14 protein-coding genes are annotated in these 15,324 nt (G+C 73.4%); 5 read left to right on the top strand and 9 right to left on the bottom strand.

Features of this window, described 5'->3' with window-relative positions; genetic code table 11:
• The first annotated feature begins 35 nt into the window (after window positions 1-35).
• Window positions 36-407 carry an Hpt domain-containing protein gene (locus JKJ07_RS28795; protein WP_202994938.1) on the top strand — a complete coding sequence of 124 codons (372 nt, stop codon included), beginning with the start codon at window positions 36-38 and terminating at the stop codon, window positions 405-407.
• Here the strand turns inward: JKJ07_RS28795 and JKJ07_RS28790 are convergent.
• From JKJ07_RS28790 to JKJ07_RS28775, 4 genes are all read right to left on the bottom strand, one after another.
• Complete coding sequence (locus tag JKJ07_RS28790; protein WP_236030045.1) at window positions 404-1,567, bottom strand: response regulator; 1,164 nt, start codon at window positions 1,565-1,567, stop codon at window positions 404-406. The two genes, JKJ07_RS28795 and JKJ07_RS28790, sit on opposite strands and share 4 nt — an antisense overlap.
• 70 nt (window positions 1,568-1,637) lie before the next feature.
• Window positions 1,638-3,638, bottom strand: a complete 2,001-nt coding sequence (locus JKJ07_RS28785) for a sensor histidine kinase (RefSeq protein WP_202994937.1) — start codon at window positions 3,636-3,638, stop codon at window positions 1,638-1,640.
• Between the two features lie 88 nt (window positions 3,639-3,726).
• Window positions 3,727-4,149 carry a response regulator gene (locus JKJ07_RS28780; RefSeq protein ID WP_202994936.1) on the bottom strand — a complete coding sequence of 141 codons (423 nt, stop codon included), beginning with the start codon at window positions 4,147-4,149 and terminating at the stop codon, window positions 3,727-3,729.
• Window positions 4,150-4,222: 73 nt separating this feature from the next.
• A complete protein-coding gene (locus tag JKJ07_RS28775) occupies window positions 4,223-5,038 on the bottom strand; it encodes an SAM-dependent methyltransferase (RefSeq protein ID WP_202994935.1) in 816 nt (271 codons plus the stop codon).
• A gap of 60 nt (window positions 5,039-5,098) precedes the next feature.
• On the opposite strand from JKJ07_RS28775, the gene JKJ07_RS28770 reads away from it, so the two are divergent.
• Window positions 5,099-7,024, top strand: coding sequence for a hybrid sensor histidine kinase/response regulator (locus tag JKJ07_RS28770; protein ID WP_202994934.1), 1,926 nt, complete (start codon window positions 5,099-5,101; stop codon window positions 7,022-7,024).
• Here JKJ07_RS28770 and JKJ07_RS28765 read toward each other — a convergent pair.
• Together JKJ07_RS28765 and JKJ07_RS28760 are read right to left on the bottom strand one after the other, a co-directional pair.
• Window positions 7,021-8,274: an ATP-binding protein gene (locus JKJ07_RS28765; protein ID WP_202994933.1), complete on the bottom strand. Its 1,254-nt coding sequence runs from the start codon at window positions 8,272-8,274 to the stop codon at window positions 7,021-7,023. The two genes, JKJ07_RS28770 and JKJ07_RS28765, sit on opposite strands and share 4 nt — an antisense overlap.
• Window positions 8,275-8,381: 107 nt before the next feature.
• Entirely contained in the window at window positions 8,382-9,200 is an 819-nt protein-coding gene (locus tag JKJ07_RS28760) for a hypothetical protein (protein WP_236030044.1), read from the bottom strand.
• Between the two features lie 149 nt (window positions 9,201-9,349).
• On the opposite strand from JKJ07_RS28760, the gene JKJ07_RS28755 reads away from it, so the two are divergent.
• Window positions 9,350-10,849 (top strand): PP2C family protein-serine/threonine phosphatase, encoded by a 1,500-nt coding sequence (locus tag JKJ07_RS28755; RefSeq protein ID WP_202994932.1) that lies wholly within the window; start codon window positions 9,350-9,352, stop codon window positions 10,847-10,849.
• Here the strand turns inward: JKJ07_RS28755 and JKJ07_RS28750 are convergent.
• Together JKJ07_RS28750 and JKJ07_RS28745 are read right to left on the bottom strand one after the other, a co-directional pair.
• A complete protein-coding gene (locus tag JKJ07_RS28750; protein WP_202994931.1) occupies window positions 10,833-11,234 on the bottom strand; it encodes an ATP-binding protein in 402 nt (133 codons plus the stop codon). The genes JKJ07_RS28755 and JKJ07_RS28750 overlap by 17 nt on opposite strands.
• A complete protein-coding gene (locus JKJ07_RS28745; RefSeq protein WP_202994930.1) occupies window positions 11,231-11,572 on the bottom strand; it encodes an STAS domain-containing protein in 342 nt (113 codons plus the stop codon). The genes JKJ07_RS28750 and JKJ07_RS28745 overlap by 4 nt, the downstream gene beginning before the upstream one ends.
• Window positions 11,573-11,734: 162 nt before the next feature.
• Between JKJ07_RS28745 and JKJ07_RS28740 the strand changes: the two genes are divergently transcribed.
• Both JKJ07_RS28740 and JKJ07_RS28735 read left to right on the top strand, forming a co-directional pair.
• Entirely contained in the window at window positions 11,735-12,454 is a 720-nt protein-coding gene (locus tag JKJ07_RS28740; protein ID WP_202994929.1) for a laminin G domain-containing protein, read from the top strand.
• A 52-nt stretch (window positions 12,455-12,506) separates the two neighbouring features.
• The gene (locus JKJ07_RS28735; RefSeq protein WP_307834458.1) at window positions 12,507-14,099 is read left to right on the top strand and encodes a serine/threonine-protein kinase; all 1,593 of its coding nucleotides are present in this window, start codon (window positions 12,507-12,509) and stop codon (window positions 14,097-14,099) included.
• Between the two features lie 89 nt (window positions 14,100-14,188).
• On the opposite strand, the gene JKJ07_RS28730 is transcribed toward JKJ07_RS28735, so the two are convergent.
• Window positions 14,189-15,199: a LacI family DNA-binding transcriptional regulator gene (locus JKJ07_RS28730; protein ID WP_202994927.1), complete on the bottom strand. Its 1,011-nt coding sequence runs from the start codon at window positions 15,197-15,199 to the stop codon at window positions 14,189-14,191.
• Window positions 15,200-15,324: the final 125 nt, after the last annotated feature.

Below are 15,324 nucleotides of genomic sequence, written 5' to 3'. Positions count from 1 at the left end.
CCCGGGCGGGGGCGCGGCGACGCAGGATGGAGCGCATGGAGCGCAGCCGGGAGGACGAGGTTCGCGAGCGGCTGGCCGACATCGCCGGCGACGATCCCGGTCCGGGCGAGCGGGCCCTGCTGGGCCGGCTGATCCGCTCGTTCCTCGACAAGAACCCGGGCGGCGTCGACCGGCTGGCCGAGCTGCTGCGCGGGGGCGATCCGGCGGCGCTGCGGGAACAGGCCCACGCGCTGAAGGGCTCGGCCACCAACATCGGGGCCGACAGCCTGGCGCGGGTGTTCGCCGAGATCGAGCACTCCGCCCGTGAGGGTGTCGTGCCCGATCCCGACCTGATGCTCGGCCGCGTCGCCGGCGAGCAGGCGCTGGTCTACCCCGTACTGGAGAAGATCGCGGCCGAGGGCGACTAGAAGCGGCGCGCGCCCGGCACGGCCAGCACGGGCTCGATGATCTCGATCATCCGGGCGAAGTTGTTGAGCCGGTCGAGCAGCAGCTCGGTGACGACCATGCCCCGGCCGATCAGCACGAGGCCGTTGGTGGCCACGATGTCCTCGGCGACCCGCATGCCGGTCTCGAGGTCGACCACGCGCAGGCCGCGGACCTTCTCCTTGACCTGGACGCAGCCCTTGACCTTGCGCAGCGCGGCCAGCACGTGCAGGGCGCTGTGGTCGCGGCACTCGAGCACGGTGATCGCGCTCTCCACCTCGAGGCCGCGGCTCTCCAGGGTCTCGAAGTCGATCGCCGTACGGATCACGTCGACCGCGGTCTCGACCAGCGGGCTCGGGTGCGGCGGCGGGTTGAGGCCGAGCCCGCGGACGATCTGGATGACGTCCTCGAGCATCGGGATGCTCTTGAGCAGCTGCACGGCGACGCCCGGCATGCCGTTGACCATGGCCTGCTCCTCGTCGGTGCAGGGCAGGCCCTTGTCGAGCTTGGCCAGCACGGTCGGCGGCAGGGTGACCGCCCCGAGCTGGGCGGCCATGGCGGCGACCTCGATCTCCCACAGCGCGTCGAGCTGCATCTCGTGGCAGAGCTCGGAGACCAGCGTACGGATGCGGCCGGCCCGGGCGAAGGCGAGCGGGCTGGCCAGCTGGAGACAGCCGAACAGCGCCTGCAGGCTCGCCTTGAGGGTCTTGTCGAGCAGCTGGCGGTCGGCCGTCGAGCGCCCGTGCAGCTCGACCGCGCTCTGCACGGTGCTGCGCAGCTCGTCGGTGGGCACCGGCTTGGCCAGGTAGCGGTAGACGCCGCCGTCGTTGATGGCCGCGATGGCCGCGCTCAGGTCGCTCTGCGCGGTGTGCAGCACCCGGGTCGTGTCGGGGTATTCGAGCTGGACCCGGCGCAGCAGCTCGACGCCGTCCATCTCGGGCATGCGCAGGTCGCTGATCACGGCGGCGACCGGGCCGGACGAGGCGAGCAGGCGCAGCGCCTCGGCGCCGCTTTCGGCCACGATCACCTTGTGGTCGCGGCGCAGCTGCAGCGAGAGCGTCTCGAGGATGGCGGTCTCGTCGTCCACGAGCAGCACGGTCGGCCTGGTGGCCACCCCGGTCTCCGGCGCCAGCACGTTCGTCATTCGCTCCCCCGCCAAACCCATCCGAAAGAAGTCCCCTGTACTCGCTTCATCGGACGTTTGCCGAGGGTGGCTAAGCCCGGGGCGAGATCGGCAACCGGATGAGAACCGTCGTGCCGTGCGGCGGGTGACCGCTGAGGCGGATGGTGCCGCCGTGCAGGTTGACGATCGTCCGGGCCAGGCTGAGGCCCAGCCCCTTGCCCGCGATGCCCTGGTGGCGCACGTTGCTGGCGCGATAGAACCGGTCGAAGACGCGGTCGCGCTCCTCGGCCGGGGTGCCGATGCCGTGGTCGGCCACCGACAGCTCGGCCACCCCGGCCCGCTCGACCAGCGTGACCTCGACGTCGCCGCCGCGCGGGCTGTATTTGATCGCGTTGGCCAGCAGGTCGTCGACGACCTGGCGCAGCCGGCGCCGGTCGCCGTGCAGCGGCAGCGGCTCCTCCCGCTCGTAGTGCAGCCGGACGCCGTTGGCCACGGCGTGCGGGCGGGCGGCGGCCAGCGCGGAGTCCACGACGTCGGACAGGTCGACCGGCTCGACCCGCAGCGCGACGTGCCCGGAGTCGAGGCCGGCCAGGTCGAGCAGGGTGTCGACGACCGCGCGGAGGCTGGTGGCGTTGCGGTGCACGGCGTCGACCATGGCCCGGCTCTCCTCGTCGAGCCCGGACTGCTCGTCGCCGAGCATCGACGCGCTGGCCACGATCGAGGTCAGCGGCGTGCGCATCTCGTGGCTGACCAGCGCGATGAAGTCGTCCTTGGCCCGCGAGAGCTGACGGGCCAGCGCCTCGGCCCGGCGCAGCGCGATGTAGACCCCGATCCGGGCCGCCACCCCGTCGAGCAGCAGGGCCAGCAGGTCCTCGTGCGGCTCGGGGGCGTCGCCGTAACAGGTGAGCACGCCCAGCACGGTGTCGGCGTCGCGCACCGGCACGGCCAGCACCGTACGCAGCCCGGCGCGCAGGCAGGCGGCCGCGCGCTGCCGCTCGAGCGGGGTGCGCAGGCTGGCCGAGTCGGCGATGTCGGGCACCCAGATCGGCCGGCCGGTCGACCAGACCCGCCCGGTGATGCCGGACCCCTTGATCGGCGCGAACGTCAGGACCTCCTCGAGGCCCCGGCCCGGCGCGCACCAGCGACCGCCGACGCTCAGCTCGCCCGAGTCCTCGTCGGCCAGCCACAGCTCGGCCGCGGGCCAGCCCAGCGTGGTGCCGAGCGCGGCCAGCACGCCGGGTGCGGCCTCGGCGGCGGAGCCGGCCACGCTCAGCGCCTCCTCCACGGCCCGGTGGCAGTCGCGGAACCGCTCGGCCCGGCGCAGCGCGGTGACCTCGCGGGCGACGGCCACGGCACCCAGGTGGCGGCCGTCGTCGTCGAGGATCGGCTGGGCGGTCGCGGCGATGATCCGCTCGCGGCGCCCGGCCACGCGCACCACCAGGTCGGTGTCGACCCGCTCGCCGCGCGCGGCCCGCTGGATCGGCGACTCGCGCCACGGCACGACCCGGCCGTCGGCGTCGAACAGGGCGCCGGTGGCCCGGGTCGGATAGAGCCGCGGGGCGGCCTCGGCGGGCAGGCCGATCAGCTCGCGTACGGGCCGGTTGACCACGGCGATGTCACCGTCGGCGTCGCACGCGATGACGCCCACCGGCAGGTTGTCGATCAGCGAGGACAGGAACGAGGCGCTCGAGCCGGGGCTGGCCAGCGCGGTGAGCTCGGTCAGGATGCGGGCGTTCTCGCCGGTCCAGCGGCGGGCGGCGGAGTCGAGGACGGCGAGCGCGCCGACCGGCAGCCCGGCCCCGTCGAGCACCGGGACGGCGAGGAAGGCCGGCGGCGCCTCGCGCTGCACGGCCCGACCGGCCGAGACGGCCCAGCGGGCGATGTCGGCGTCGGGCGGGCCCTGACCGCCGGCCAGCAGCACCCCCTCGCGGTCGACCAGGGTGAGCTGCGCCTCGGGGGCCTCGAGCAGCCGGGCGGCCAGCCGGGCCAGGGCGTCCGGGGCGAGCGGCAGGGCCGGCAGTGAGTGTTTCGCCGTGCGGACCGCGCCGAGGCGGTCCGGGTCGGCCAGGACGGCCTCGTCGACGATGACCATGGGTTGCCCGATCCCCCGCGCGGCCCGCCCGCGGCCGCGGGCTTTGGCTATTTATACCCTAGGTCCGCATTTACATGCCGCATGACAATCATGCGGATACGGGCCACCTCGCGGGACAGCCGCTGTCGGCGCCCTGATGCCCGTGCGGGCCCAGCTCGGCCAGCTCGTTGACGACCTCGCGCAGCTTGTCGTTCGGGCAGGGCTTGAGCAGCACCACGCAGACCCCGGCCGCGGTCGGCTCGCCGTCGCCCGGGTGCAGGTGACCGCTGAGCATGACGATCGGCATGTCCTTGAGGTCGGCGTGCTCGCGGACGGCCCGGGTCAGCTCGAGGCCGTCCATGCGCGGCATGCCCAGGTCGGTCAGCAGCACGTCGGGCCGGTTGGCCACGGCCAGCTCGAAGGCGCGCTGCCCGTCCGGAGCGTGCAACACCGTGTAGCCGGCTCGCTTGAGCAGCCGGGTGAGGATCAGGGCGATGTCTTCGTCGTCCTCGGCGATCAGAACTACCGGCATGTTCGCTCCGCTGGTTCGGGGGCACTTCCCCTCAGCATGCGCGCAAAGGTGTCCGCGATGTGCCGATTTCGCGTTATGGCTTGCGCGCCACACCCACGAGGAACGCGGCCTCCGCGATGTCGCTCTCGCACTGCCGGCCGGGTACCGCGCACCACTCGCCGAACGCCTGCAGGCCCGGAGCGAGGATCGGCCAGTCGCCGAAGAGCACGGCCGTCTCGGCGGCGTCGCGCACGGCCAGCGGGGCGGTGGTGTTGTTGTAGATGCGGCGCACCTGGTCGATCCGCGGCGAACCGCCCTTGCGGCAGGCGTGGGTCAGCGCGAGCAGGCTGCCCCGCGGCACGGCCTCGCGATAGACACCGAGCGCCTCGATCAGCCGCTCGGTGTCCGGGATGAAGTGGGCCACGGCCACCACCAGCAGGCACACCGGGCGCTCGAGGTCGATCAGACGCCGTACGGGTGCGGAATTCAGCACCCCGCGGGCGTCGAGCAGGTCGGCGTAGAGCACGTCGGCCGCCGGGTCGCCCTCCTGCTGCAGGCGCCCGTGCACGAAGGCGACCGGCTCGACGTCCACGCCGACCACCCGGCTGCCCGGCCGGGCCCGGCGCGCCAGGTCGTACGTGTTGCCGGCCGACGGGATGCCGCAGCCCAGGTCGAGATATTGGTCGATGCCCGCCTCGTCGGCCAGGCGCACCGCCTCGCGCAGGAACTGCCGGTTGAGCCGCAGGATCGCCGGCAGCTCGGGCATCACCGACTGGGCGGCCGCCGCGGCCTGCCGGTCGGCGGCGAAGTTGTGCCGGCCGCCGAGCAGGAAGTTGTAGATCCGGGCCACGCTGGGGCGCTGCGGGTCGACCTCGGGCAGGATCGCCGCCTGCTCCCCCAGCACACTCACGGGGCCAGCCTAGGCAAAGCGGTACGACCGGCTCCGCGAAATCGCTAACGTGGTCGTGATATGGGCGAAACGTACGGATCGACACAGCACGCCGGGCCGGCGCAACTGCTGGAGGCGGCCGTGCGCTCGACCCACGACGCCATCTGGACGGTCGGCCCCGACTTCAGCGTGATGTCGTGGAACCCGGCCAGCGAGAGACTGCTCGGCTGGCCGGCCACCGAGATCGTCGGGCGCAGCGCCGACCTGATCGTGCCGCCCGACCGGCGCGGCGACCAGCGCGAGATGATGACGCTGCTGGCCGCGGGCGCGCACCTGGAACGCTTCCGCACCCAGCGCCGGCACCGCGACGGCCGCTGGATCCTGGTCACGCTGGCCATGTCGCCGCTGCTCGAGGAGGACCGCCTGCTCGGGTTCACCGTGATCGCCCGCGCGGTCGGCCCCCGCGAGCGGCTCGAGTCGAGCCTGCAGGCGCTGCTGGAGGCGGCGCCCGACGCGTTCATCGGCATCGACGACGGCGGCCGGATCGTGCTCTCCAACACCCAGGCCGAGCAGCTGTTCGGCCTGACCCGCGACGGGCTGCTCGGCCGCGCCATCGACGACCTGCTGACCCCGGCGCTGGCCGTCACCCCCGAGCCGGTGCCGGTCCCCGGATCGGAGCCGACGCTGGCCCACCGGATGGACGGCACCACCGTCCCGGTCGAGGTCTCGGTGAGCCTGCTGCCGACCGACGAGGGCCGGTTGCGCTGCGCCGTGGTCCGCGACATCACCGAGCGCGTGCGGGCCGAGGAGGGCCTGCGGCAGTTGCGGGCCGAGGCCGACCGGGCCCGGGTCGAGGCCCAGCTGCAGCGCACCCAGCGGCTGGAGGGCCTGGGCCAGCTGGCCGGCGGGGTCGCGCACGACTTCAACAACCTGATCGCGGTGATCGCCAACTACGCGACGTTCATCGCCGAGTCCGCCGCCGAGGCCGGGCTCGACGAGATCGCGGGCGACGCGGCCCAGATCTCCAAGGCCGCCCAGCGCGGCGCCGACCTGACCCACCAGCTGCTCGCCTTCGCCCGGCGCGAGGTCGTGCGCCCGCGACCACTCGACCTCAACGACGTGGTGGCCGACATCGAGCAGATGCTGCGCCGGTCGATCGGCGAGCACATCACCCTCTCCGTACGGCTCTCGGCCGATCTGCCCGCGGTGACCGCCGACCCCGGCCAGCTCGATCAGGTGCTGGTCAACCTGGCCGTCAACGCCCGGGACGCGATGCCGCGCGGGGGTGAGCTGACCATCGAGACCGAGGCGCTCGACGTCGACCGGCACTACGCGTCGGGCCGGCCGCACCTCAACCCCGGCCGTTACGTGCGGCTGCGGATCAGCGACACCGGCACCGGGATGCCGCCCGAGGTGATCGAGCGGGCGTTCGAGCCGTTCTACACGACCAAGCCGGCCGGGCAGGGCACCGGGCTCGGCCTGGCCACCGTCTACGGCATCGTCACCGCGGCCGGGGGCGACCTCAACGTCTATTCCGAGCAGGGCATGGGCACCACGTTCACGATCCTGCTGCCGGCCACCGACGCCGCCCCGGCCGCCCTCACCCGCGAGCAGGACGAGGTCGAGGCCGGCGCCACCCGCCGGGCCACGATCCTGGCCGTCGAGGACGAGCCGGCGCTGCGCGGCGTGCTCAACCGGATCCTGCTCGGGGCGGGGCACGAGGTGCTGATCGCCGCGGACGGCCCGGCCGCGCTGGCCCTGGCCGAGGCCCACACAGGCCCGATCGACCTGCTGCTGACCGACGTCGTGATGCCGCACATGCTCGGCCGCGACCTGGCCGAGCACTTCGCCGGGCTGCGGCCCACGGCCAAGGTGCTCTTCATGTCGGGGTATGCCCGGCCCGTGCTCGCCTCGCAGGGCACGCTCGCGCCCGGCGTCACCCTGGTCGAGAAGCCGTTCAGCAAGGCCCAGCTGCTGACCGCGATCCAGAAGGTGCTGGAAACCTAGTTGTAGCGGTGCTCGCTCGCCGTCACGAAATCGTCGAGCATGCGGGCCAGGCCGTTCATCGACGCCTCGGGCAGTACCTCGCCCGCGGCCCGGCGGAAGGCGGCGTCGCCCAGGGCCGCCCGCAACCGGCTCAGCTCGGCCAGCTCGATCGGCGCGTCAGGCGAGCCCAGCGCCAGCTCGGTGACGAAGGCCCGGCAGTGCAGCGCGACGGCGGCCGGCAGCCGCCCGGTCAGCGTGCAGACCAGGCCCAGCCGGTGCAGGCCGGAGGCCATGCCGGCCCGGTTGCCGAGCTCGGCGTCGACCGCGAGCGTGTGCCGCAACTGGCGTTCGAGCTCGGCCGGGTCGGCCCCCTCGGTCTCGCCGGCCGGGAAGCCGAGCCGCTGCCAGCCGGCCAGTCCGGCCCGCTGCCCGAGCCGCTCGTCGATGGCCAGGGCCCGGCGGTGATGGCCGGAGGCCTCGTCGGCGTCGCCCAGCCGGTGCGCGATGTCGCCCGCCCGATACGCGTTGTATCGCACCTCGAGCAGATCCTGCACGAGAACGTCGTCGACGGTCGTGATCATCGCTTCGGCCAGCGAGCCGCCCCGCCTGATCCACTCGGCCGGGTCGCCGACACCGTTCTCGGCCAGCACGCCCTCGAGCCGCTCGGCGAGCTCGGGGAAGTCGCAGGCGCCGTGGCAGAGCAGCGTGTCGAGGTATTCCAGCGCGCGCGGGTGGCCGCCGCAGAACGCCCACGCGCGCGCCCGCTGCCCCGCGTCCAACGTGGCCAGCGCGGGCAGCCGGGCCATCAGCAGGCAGGCGTCGTCGCTGGTCAGCGGACCCAGGCGCAGCTCGGCCAGGCGATGGTGGCCGCTGCCGGGCAGGGCGATCGGATAGCGGCTGGTGATCACGAGCCGGCGCGGCCGGGGCTCGCGGACCCAGGCGGTCAGGAACCCGGCCAGCGCGGCGTCGACCGGCTCGGCGCGGCCGCCCCGACCGGGCCGGGGCACTGTGGCCAGATCGTCGATGACCAGGGTGACCGGCTCGGTGAGCACCCGTGGCTCACCGAGGGCGATAACCACCTCGTCGGCGGTGGCGCTGCCGGGAACCCGTACGGTCAGGCCGCCCGGCGTCTCGTGCTCGAGCCGGCGCAGCAGCTCGGCGACCAGGCGGCTCTTGCCGACGCCGGCCGGGCCGTGCACCACGAGCCCGGGACGACAAGCGCTGCCGAGCAGCTCACGCAGCTCGGCCAGGCGTCCCACGAACTCGGTCACGCGACGGCCTCCCGTCGGAGCGCGGCCCCGGGCGAGCCGCGCACTTACCGACGGTAAGACCCCGACGCACGTGAGTCCATAACCCAGCGTGCCCGGTTTCCACGGAATCAGCGCTTGGTGCGGTCTTCGCCCTCGGATTCCACAGCATCTTCCTCGCTGTGACGCTGCGCGGGGACGGCTTCCTCGGCCTCGGCGGCACCGTGCCGCGGGCCCGCCTTCTCGGCGCCGATCTCGTCGAGCTCGCCCTGCACCTGCGGCTGGTCGACCCAGAGGGCCCGCAGCTGACCCTGCATGAAGCCGGTCAGGCGGGAGCGGTACTCCCGGTCGAACTGCTCGAGCGCCTCGATCTGCTGCTGCAGCGCCTCCCGCTTGGCGCCGAGGCTGCCCACGACGTCGTCGTAGCGCTGACGGGCCTGCAGGTTGAGGTGGTCGGCGGTGGCCTGGGCGTCCTCGGCGACGGTCTCGGCCTGCGAGCGGGCGTCGGAGACGATCTTCTCGGCGTTGCGCCGCGCCTCCTCGGTGCGGGCGTGCGAGTCGCGGGCGATCTGCTCGGCGGCGGCGCGGGCGTCGGTCAGGATCTTCTCGGCCTCGCGGCGCACGTTGTGCGCGTGCACCTGAGCGTCGCGGGCGACCTGCTCGGCGGCGGCCAGCGCGTCCGTACGGATCTTGTCGGCCTGGTGATGGGCCCGGGCGACGTGCTCCTCGGCCGTGCGCTGGGCCAGGGTCAGCACCTGCAGCGCCTGATTCTGGCCGGGCTGACCGGGCTGGCCGGGCTGAGCCGGGGCCGTCGCCGCCTGACCGGCCGCCGGCGCCTGCGGCTGCTGGCCGGGCTGCGGCGCGACGAGGGCGTGTTCGGAGGTCTGGCTGTCCGCTGACGTCCCATTGAGCAGCACTTTGACACGATCCTTCATGCGGTTGTCGGACATTGAAGACCTCCGTTTTTGCGAGCTCGGGGATACGCCCACTCGCACGGGGCTGGCGTGATCCGCGGGATGCTATCAAGCTCAACAACGGATTAGCGAGGGGCTGCGGTGCGTCACCGGGGCGCGGCATCGACGACCACTACGCTGAGCGCATGGCCGACGAGCACGTCGCCCGCGTCGTACGGGAAATGTTGTCCGTCATTCCCGCCGGGTGCTCCTGGCTGGCCCCCGTGACCGGCGCCGACGGGGTCGTGCGCGACTTCCGCATCGCGGCCGCCAGCGGGCAGGACAACGACATCTACCACCGTGGCACCAGCCGGATCGACGGGCTGCTGAGCGAGCTCTATCCGACGATCGTCGGCGGCGAGCTGTGGCAGATCTACCTCGGCGTCCTGCGCACGGGCGAGCCGGCCAAGCTGGCCGACTTCCGCTACGACGAGAAGAAGGCCGGGGTCGTCGCACATTCACTCTTCGACGTGACCGTCCACCGGGTGCTCGACGGGCTGCTCGTCTGGTGGCAACGGCTCGACGAGGACCGCCGCCGCATGCGCAACACCGAGCTGCTGGGCAGCCTCGGCTGGTCGGAGTACGACCTGACCACCGGCGAGAGCCAGTGGTCGCCCGGCATGTATCGGATCTTCGGCCGCGCCCCGGAGCTGGGCCCGCTCTCGCGCGCCCAGCAGGCGGCGGCGATGCTGGCCGAGGACCGCGGGCTCGCCGAGACCGCCTGGCAGACCCTCGACAGCGGCGCGACCTCCGACGTGACGGTCCGCTTCCAGGTCGGCCCCGAGGTCAAACACCTGCGGGTGCTCTCCGACGTGGTCACCGACGCCACGGGCCAGCCCCTGAAGATCAACGCGGTGGTCCAGGACGTGACGGCCCGCGAGGATTCCCGTACGGCCATCGACCGCCTGCGCGACCAGCTGCGCACCCGCGAGATGACCGCCCTGGCCGAGCACCGCCTGGCCGCCCAGCTGCAGCACATGATCCAGCCGGTGCCGCGCGAGCCGCTGCCCCTGCCCGGGCTGAGCGCGCTGGTCAACTATCTGCCGGCCCGCAACACGGTGCAGGTCGGCGGCGACTGGTATCACGCCGAGCGGCTCGACGACGGCCGCGTGATGCTGGCCGTGGGCGACGTGGCCGGGCACGGGCTGGGGGCGGCCAACGGGATGGCCCACCTGCGGTTCGCGCTGATCGCCTGGCTGTCGATCGACGTCCACGACCCGGCGGTGCTGCTCGGCCATCTCAACCACCTGTCGGCCCGGCTGCGGCTGACCGGCACCGCGGTGCTCTGTGTCTACGACCCGGCGACGCGCTCGCTGACCTGGGGGCGGGCGGGGCATGCGGCGCCGCTGCTGGGGCGGGCCGGCGCGGCGGAGGCACTGCCGCTGCCGCGGGGGATGCTGCTGGGAGCGGACCCGGCGGCGGCCTACGAGACGGCGTTTCTCCGGCTGATGGCGGGTGACCTGCTGCTGCTCTTCACCGACGGGCTGGTCGAGCGCCGGGGCGGGCCGGCCCTGCTGCCGCGGGTGCTCGACCTGCTGGGCGCCGCCTCGGGCCGCCCCGGCGCAATGCCCGCCCTGGTCGACGCCCTGATGACCCCCAGCCCCGACGACGACACCTGCACCCTGCTGGTCACCGTCCGGCCGTAGGCCCTGATTCGAGGTCGAGCGCGAGCCGGACCCGGGTGCTGTCGCCCGCGGTGTCGACGGCGACCTCGTCGCAGATGCGCTCGACGATCGCCAGGCCGCGGCCCCGCAGCGCGCCGGCCGCCGGCATCTCGCGGCCCAGGGTGCGGATCGGCCCGCCGTCGGTCACGTCGCAGATGACCCGCCCGTCCGTCGACCACAGGCGCACCGTGCCGCCGCCCGCGGTGTGTTGCAGCGTGTTCGTGGCCAGCTCGCTCACGGCCAGGGTGAGCAGCTCGGCGCGCTCCTCGGGCAGGCCCAGCCCGGCCGCGTGGCTGCGGACGAACTCGCGCACCTGGGCCAGGTCGCCCGGTTCCGCGTACGAGGTCTGGAAGGAATCGCCGCTCATCCGTCGGCCCGTGCCGGGTCGTCGGCCGGGGCCGCGGCCGGCCCGAGCAGCTCGCCGACGCCGGTGATGTCGAGAACGGCGGCGACGGCACCGGTCGGGTTGACCACGGTGACCCGGCCGCCGCGGGCGCTGGCCGCGTGATGGGCGACGATCAGGCCGTGCACGCCGCTCGAGTCGAGGAAGTCGACGGCGGCCAGGTCGACGACGACCAGCGGCGCCGAGCGGACCGCGTCCTCCAGGATGGTGTGCAGCTGCTCGCGGACGGCCAGATCGCACTCGCCGGCCAGCGTCACCCGCACGTGACCCGCATGCGTGTCCGTTCTCGCCTCGAAGCCCACTGGTGCCCGGCCCTCTCCCCTGCTGATCGGTCACATCATGACATCCGGACGGGCGGTTCCCAACGGGGTCCGGCGGTCGGAGGAATCCCTATACAGGCACGATCCGGCTTGCGTAGGATCAAACCGTCAAATCTAGCTATACAGCGCCATTGGGGATGAACCATGAAACTGCGCCACTTCTGGCTTGTCTCTGTCGCTGCCACGGGGATGCTGGCCGCCACCGGGGGTCCGGCGGCCGCCTCCGCCGACTACGAGCTGGCGTACTGGCCGATGAACGAGGCCCCCGGCTCCCGCACGATGCACGACGCCACCGGGCACGGCTTCGACGGGCGCATCGGCGACGACGTCGCGGTCGGCCTGCGGTCGGGCGAGCGCATCGCGTACGGGTTCGAGCGGCTGGAGCCGGACACCCCGCCGGCCAAGCCGAGCCACCTGGTGGTCGTCCCCGACGACGACCGGCTCGACCCCGGCACCCGCGACTACGCGATCGGCATGCGGCTGCGCACCCGCGACTACTTCGGCAACATCGTCCAGAAGGGACAGGCCACGGTCGCCGGCGGCAGCTTCAAGCTGCAGATCCCCAACGGGCGGGTGCAGTGCTGGTTCCGCGGCTCGCGCACGTCGCTGCTGGTCACGGCGCCCGAGCCGATCAACGACGGGCAGTGGCACACCGTCCGCTGTGAGCGCACCGGCGACGGCGTGACCCTGTTCGTCGACCAGCGGGAGGTGGCCTCGCGCGACGGGTGGACCGGATCGATCGCCAACTCGTGGCCCATCGCGATCGGCGGCAAGACCACCTGCGACCAGGTGGATGTGGGCTGCGACTACTTCGCCGGCGACATCGACTACATCGCGGTGGATGTGGACGAACCGGGCTGGTAACAGGCGGCAACAGGTGTTGACACCCGTCCCGATCCGGGCGAATGTTCTGCGGGTGAGCGATGAGTGGCCGAATGCGGGAACCCTGCTGGCGGCGCGTTACCGCCTGGTCACCCTGCTCGAGACGGGCGGGATGTCGACGATCTGGCGCGCAGACGACGAGCTGCTGGCCCGCCCGGTGGCGGTCAAGCTGCCGCTCGGGGCCCAGGTCGTCTGGCGCGAGGCGCGGATGGCGGCCAAGCTGCAACATCCCAGCATCGCCGCCGTCCACGACTATCGCGAGGCGGTCCGTCCGGACGGGACGGTCGCGCCGTTCGTGGTGATGGAGCTGCTGGCCGGCGAGAGCGTCGCGGCCCGGCTCGAACGCGAGCCGATCGAGCTGCCCGAGGCCGCCCGGATCGGGGCCGCGGTGGCCGACGCGCTGGCCGCGGCCCACGCCAACGGCGTCGTGCACCGCGACATCAAACCCGGCAACGTGATGCTCACCCCCAACGGCATCAAGATCCTCGACTTCGGCATCAGCGCGACCGCGGGCGAGCCGGACGACGACGACACCGGCTCGACGTTCGGCACCCCGGCCTACGTCGCGCCCGAGCGTCTCGACGGCATGCCGGCCGAGCCCGCGACCGACGTGTACGGGCTCGGGGTGCTGCTGTTCGAGATGGTCACCGGCGACCCGCCCTATCCGGTGGACACCTGGGAGGAGCTGGCCGCGGCCCGCGCCGAGGGACCCCGCACGCTGCCCGCCGAGCTGCCGGCGGCGTTCCGCGAGATCGTCGGGCGCTGCCTGGCCGAGCTGCCGGAAGACCGGCCGGGCGCCGACGAGATCCGGTTCGACCTGACCGCGCTGTGGCTCAAGCCCGAGTCCGCGGTCAACCGGCCCAGCGGCGCCCACCCGCTGAACGGCACCGGCGGGCATCTGTCCGGTGCCGCGCGACCCCCGGGTGGCCCCGGCGGCACCCGACCGCGCGGCACTCACGGTCCCGGCGGGTCAAGACCAACCGCTTCCCGTACGCCGCCCGTCCGCGTCGAGGCCGGCGCAGGCGCTCGCGGCGCCTCGACGCCCCGGGCGACCTCCCCCGACTTGCCGCCGCGCGGCGGTGAGCGTGCTTACCGACCCGGCCGAGCCGCCGCCGCGACGGTTCCGCTGACCCCGTCGCCAACCCGTCGCTGGGTGCTCGGGGCCGCGGTGGTGGCCCTGCTTGCCGCGGCGGGTGGTGCGCTCGTCGCGATCAACTGGCCGCGCGAGGGCAGCGAGACGGCCGCACCGGAGAACCCGCCGCCCGCGGTGGTGGTCTCGCCCTCGGTCGAGCCGCTGAGCACTCCGGCCGCAACCTCCCCGGCGGCACCGACGTTCTCCCCCACCGCGGCGCCGACTCCGACGCCGACCCCCACGCTCGACTTCGACGACGCGGTGAGCCGGTTCCAGAGCACGGTCGAGGACGCCGGCATCCGCGAAGACGTGCAAACCGACCTGCTCAACTTCGTGCGGCCGCTGGTCAACGCCGACTCCGGCAACGTCGACAGCCGGATCGAGGCCCTCCGCCGCAAGATCAACGACCGGGCCGGGGAGGGCAGCCTGTCGCGCTCGCAGGCGTCACTGCTGCGCACCCGCCTGGCCGACATCAAGAGCGCCGCGGGCATGTGACCCCAGCCGCCGCTCGTCGGACCGGTCGGCGGCCGCTTCTCAGGCCGCGCTGCGCGGTCGCTTCTCAGGCCACGCTGCGCGGTCGCTTGTCAGGCCGAGCCGCGGATGACCAGGCTGGTCGGGAGCACGATCTCGGTCTCGCCCGGCTCGTCGCCGTCTATCTTGGCCAGCAGCAGCCGCACCATCTCGCGGCCCATCTCCGCGATCGGCTGGTCGACGCTGGTCAGCGGCGGGTCGGTGTGCCGCGCGATCACCGAGTCGTCGAAGCCGACCACGGCCACGTCGTCGGGCACGCGCCGCCCGTGCTGGCGCAGCACCCGCATGGCGCCGGCGGCCATCATGTCGGAGGCGGCGAAGACGGCGTCCAGGTCGGGATACTGCTCGAGCAGCCGCCACATCGCCGCGGCGCCGGACTCCTCGCTGAAGTCGCCGAACGCGACCGGCCCGTCCCCGGCCACGTCGCGGTAGCCCTCGAGCCGGGCGATGCCGGCGGCCATGTCGAGCGGCCCGGTGATCGCGGCGATCCGGCGGCGGCCCCGCGACCACAGATAGTTGACGGCCTCGCGCGCGCCGACCCGGTTGTCCGCGTCGACGTAGGTGCCCCTTTCCGCGTACGTGGGGCGACCGGCCCGCACGGTGGCGACGCCGCGCTCCTCGAGCACCGCCGGCAGCGGGTCGTCGCCGTGCAGCGAGAGCAGCAAGGCGCCGTCGACGTGCTGGCGGGTCAGATAGCCCTCCAGGCGGCGCCGCTCCTCGGGCGCCTGCGCGATCATCAGGACCATCTGCAGGTTGCGCGCCACGAGCACCGACGAGATCGACTGCACTATCCGCCCGAAGAACGGCTCGGCGAAGAACCGCTCCCCCGACTCGAAGATGACCAGCGCGATCGAGTCGGTGCGCTGGGTGACCAGGGTGCGCGCGGCCCGGTTGGGCACGTAGCCGAGCTCCTGGATGGCGTCCTCGACGGCCTGCCGCGCCCGCGGGCTGACCTGGGCCGATCCGTTCACCACGCGGGACACGGTGCCCCGGCCGACGCCGGCGCGCACCGCGACCTCTTCGAGGGTCGGACGGCCGCTGGCCCGGTTCCGCTCCGTCGTCATCGATGCCACCTCCCGGGCGAACTCCGAGTTCGCGCCCGACACAAGGTACCTGCCCGGTGCTCCCCGCAACATGATCGCTCCGGCCGGAGTGTGAGGTAACAGCGTTTCCGCCCGTCCGGCCAGGG

The organism is Paractinoplanes lichenicola, assembly GCF_016785085.1.
Taxonomy (GTDB): Bacteria; Actinomycetota; Actinomycetes; order Mycobacteriales; family Micromonosporaceae; genus Actinoplanes; species Actinoplanes lichenicola.
Note: the sequence above shows the minus strand (reverse complement) of the source record. Positions and strands in the feature narration are given on the sequence as shown.